This is a genomic window from Photobacterium sp. GB-1 (assembly GCF_003026165.1).
Lineage (GTDB): Bacteria > Pseudomonadota > Gammaproteobacteria > Enterobacterales > Vibrionaceae > Photobacterium.
Genome location: NZ_PYOB01000048.1, coordinates 1 through 3,767, shown reverse-complemented (window position 1 = coordinate 3,767; position 3,767 = coordinate 1). Strand labels below are relative to the sequence as shown.

The following is a 3,767-nucleotide window of genomic DNA, read 5'->3' as shown; positions in this document are numbered from 1 at the left end:
GTATAAGTTATTGTATATATTTTTAATTATCTCTTTTCCTTCATTTTCATTAAGCATAAATAGCTCTTCAGAGAAAATGCAGTTGTTAAAAGTTAAACAAGAATATGAGAACCAAATTCATCAATGTCAATTACTTGAAAATAGAAAATTAAAACCTATTAATGACTCATGGTTAAGTAGCCAACCTTTAGAAAGAAAAAAGATAATACTTAATGAATTGAATAATATGGCTCTTCAGCGGTGTGTTATAAAAAAAGAAAAAGATTTTACATATAAGTTATTGGATTATACAGCTAAAACAGGAGATAAATTATTTCTAAATAGTTGGCTTATATTTCAATCCGCTTTATATACTGCAAGAGATAATTTAGCATTAACAGAAGAAGAACGACAAAACATTAATCGGCTTGCGAAGATGCCAAAATATTATTATCCATTCAATATGGAATCTGTAAGTTAATGTTTAGTAACAAGTAAATGGGGAGAAGGAACTCCCCATTTAAATTAAATATTAATAAAAGGAGATAGAATAACTACTCCGAGAACAGCCATAAGTAAGCTGATCCCTGCTGGTATAATCCATTGTTTTTTTGTTTCTTTATTATTTTGCACTCCGATTGAACCTCCTAATCCATTTAAGAGCTAATGCTTATCTTACATCCTGTTAAGCATTCAATTTATGATTATTTAAGAATAGCTATTAAAAACATAAAATTTATAACAAAGTTGTTAACTTGTGATCTCGAGTCAATAAAATAAGTAAAGAGATTATATTTATAAAGCATATGATCTCGCTAACGTTATTATTTTTAGAATAAAAGCTCAAAACGCAACACAAAATTCCATTTTTATAGCTATTATTTTATTTATATTAGGAATATTTTGTCGTGTACCTCTTTTATGGAGTTTCACAATGACTAACTTTAAATATTACAGCGAAGATTTACCTTGCTTTATCTGTCATAAACGAATGGCTAAAACTGAACTTGGATGGTTTACACCAAGTATGAAAGACGATGTGCTTGAACAGATAAAAAGCGTTATCTCTCAATCAAATACAGACTATGAAGAGTATTTTTCAGTCAGTATCATATGTTCAGAAGATGAAGCGCGCGATTATTTGCTACTGAACTATTATGGTTATTCTGAACATGAAATTAACCATGGACAAGTTAACTCAGAAGATTCAACCGAAGTGAATGATCTCATTTCAGAGCATATGACATCAGAAGGTGTTGCAATGTTTAAACATGAGATTGCGTTACAAAGCTGTGAAGAGTGTACTCCTGAGATTGATGAAGACTATTAAATAAGTGGTAAAGGAAAGAATATGCTGTGGGATATCGGTTATGAAAAGTCGAACAAGGGTTTAGCGTCAGGCGAGTTACTACCGTTAATAACAAACGATCTTATCATTGAGCAAAATGGGATAGAGTTTATTGTTAATGTTGAGACAGAGAATATGAAAGTTAAACATTCTCCATCTGTAGCCACTCATGATCCGTTTGTATCACCATATAATCCTTCAGCATATATCAACACGATTGGAGAGCAACACGTTTGTTTATTAAATAAATTTCCTATTGTTGTTCCTCATCTACTTATCTGTGCGAAAAATTATATTCCGCAAACGTCGCCATTAGTGTTAAAGGATTTTGAAGCTTGGATAGAAGGAATAACGGATGATAGCGTCTTAGGTTTTTTTAATTCAGGTGCGATAGCAGGTTCTAGTCAAATGCATCGGCATATGCAGCTTATTAGAACATCACTGCCTTTAGAAAAGACAATTCTTCAGGGACTATTACCCTTTAAACATAACTTGATGAGATTCGAATATTTAAATGCAGCAGAGCTTTACCAGCATTATTTGTCGGTTATGGAATCAATGCAGTTGTATATGACATCGAGTATCAATGGCTTAACAGAATGTCACCCGTATAATATATTATTAACACAACGTTGGATGTTGCTTATTCCTCGCACAAAGAATCAAGTTGGCGAAATAAAAGGGCATGGGGTGAATTTTATTGGCCGCTTTTTGGTGAGTTCAACTGAACAATTGGAATGGCTAGAAAATTACGGTTTTGAACGTTTTTTAACAGATTGCGGTGTTCCAAAATAATAATCCGTTAAATTCGATTAAAGTCTGTCCAGATAGCACTTATTACTATTTACACTCGGTATTCACTTCGCTATTATTCGCGCCATGGAGAGATGGCTGAGTGGTTGAAAGCACCGGTCTTGAAAACCGGCATACGTTTATAGCGTATCTAGGGTTCAAATCCCTATCTCTCCGCCATATTTAAAACGAAAAGCCGCTGATTAATCAGCGGCTTTTTTGTATCTAGCGTATTGAAACTGCCCATGCCAATGGGGTGATACAAAGGGTTCAATACAAACTACTTTCCTGTATTTATTACATACCTTTCTCTACCTAAAGTACTGCGCTTGAAGCATCTTCTTATCATCACCACAAGCCGCAATAATTTTTTTAATCCGACGGACGAAATACTGTTCTTACTTTTATCACAGTAAAATATAGGTTGGATGTAATTTTTTGCGACTAACACTATGAAAATTAGTGCTTTTATTTAGTAAGATGTTGAATATTTACTGTATTAATAAAGCGTAAAAGTAAGAATGCTTATTAATATACTGTTATATGCCTTACAAAATTTTTAAACAACAATTAGAGGTAGAAAAATGAAAAAAGTTAAATTGTTATTAATTGGTGCAATCATTAGTGTTATTACGGGGTGTGCTGCAGGGGTTAATTTCAAAAAAATGAGCGAAGAGCAGTTAGTGGTTGGCTCTACTACAAAAGCAGAAGTAGTCGCTTCTATGGGGAAGGCTAATATAAATGGCACAAACACATTTAACGGTCAAACATTGGACATAATGACTTATTCGTACGCGAAAGTCGGTGGGGATGCAGTCCTTCCTGGTGTAACGCCAGCAAGAGCTCAAGGCTTACTATTCAATGGTGAAGTTTTAGCGGGTAAAGAGTATACAAGTTCCTTCGCTTTAGATAACACAAAATTTGATCTAGATACTGCTAAAACCATAAAGGAAGGTCAAAATCGAGAAAATGTAGTATCTGTTATGGGTGAGCCAAAAGGTAAGTATTTGTATCCTATTATTGAGGATCAAACTGGCTACGCACTAGTGTATATGTTTTCACAGACAAAAGGGTTTAAAACTAGAACGGATCTTTTGGTTGTTGAATTTAATTCTGAAAATGTAGTTACAAAAACCAAATTGTCTTCGTCTGGTAACCTGTAAGGCTAACAAATAAGGATATGTGTCGCGTAGCCGACACCTATCCGAAGTGTTGGACAAGCCCAAGCTACCTTATATAAGTAAATATTGGAAATATCATGAAGGGTGATGCTAAAAAGAAGTCGAACGTTATCCTTGGTGTGAACCAATAATATTAATACCCTGATTTATAATAAAACCCTCTTTTGTTCTGCAGCGTGAATGCCATTATCCTTATTATTGAGCGTCGGTTATCTGGGTCGAGATATTCCCGTTAATTGCATGACATGTTGGCAGCAGGGGCAAAAGGGTTGGGCTTTTATACGTACCGTTTTATTCGGTGAGGGCAACGTCAGTTGCCCGGCTAACATGAACATAAATTGGATCGCTTGAAGCTGTTTCTTATTATGACCACAAGCCACAATAATTCTTAAACATGGATATGAACCCTGCTTTGTCTCCATCTCTCTTATCTCCATTCTCTTTCTTTTAGTACTTGTGTTATTCCT

General features: G+C 34.4%; 5 protein-coding genes and 1 tRNA gene. 5 read left to right on the top strand and 1 reads right to left on the bottom strand.

Annotation, left to right across the window (positions count from 1 at the left end):
- The 5 genes from C9J45_RS21250 to C9J45_RS21230 form a co-directional block, all read left to right on the top strand.
- On the top strand, positions 1–460 hold a 460-nt coding region (locus C9J45_RS21250), incomplete at its 5' end, for a hypothetical protein (RefSeq protein ID WP_233217870.1).
- 453 nt (positions 461–913) lie between these two features.
- Positions 914–1,309 carry a hypothetical protein gene (locus tag C9J45_RS21245; protein WP_107205815.1) on the top strand — a complete coding sequence of 132 codons (396 nt, stop codon included), beginning with the start codon at positions 914–916 and terminating at the stop codon, positions 1,307–1,309.
- A 21-nt stretch (positions 1,310–1,330) separates the two neighbouring features.
- Positions 1,331–2,122 (top strand): phosphorylase, encoded by a 792-nt coding sequence (locus C9J45_RS21240; RefSeq protein WP_107205816.1) that lies wholly within the window; start codon positions 1,331–1,333, stop codon positions 2,120–2,122.
- Between the two features lie 86 nt (positions 2,123–2,208).
- Positions 2,209–2,299: transfer RNA gene (locus C9J45_RS21235), tRNA-Ser, on the top strand.
- Between the two features lie 404 nt (positions 2,300–2,703).
- Positions 2,704–3,282, top strand: a complete 579-nt coding sequence (locus C9J45_RS21230; RefSeq protein ID WP_107205817.1) for a hypothetical protein — start codon at positions 2,704–2,706, stop codon at positions 3,280–3,282.
- Positions 3,283–3,509: 227 nt separating this feature from the next.
- Here the strand turns inward: C9J45_RS21230 and C9J45_RS21225 are convergent, their stop codons facing one another.
- Entirely contained in the window at positions 3,510–3,722 is a 213-nt protein-coding gene (locus tag C9J45_RS21225) for a hypothetical protein (RefSeq protein ID WP_233217869.1), read from the bottom strand.
- Between the last annotated feature and the right edge of the window lie 45 nt (positions 3,723–3,767).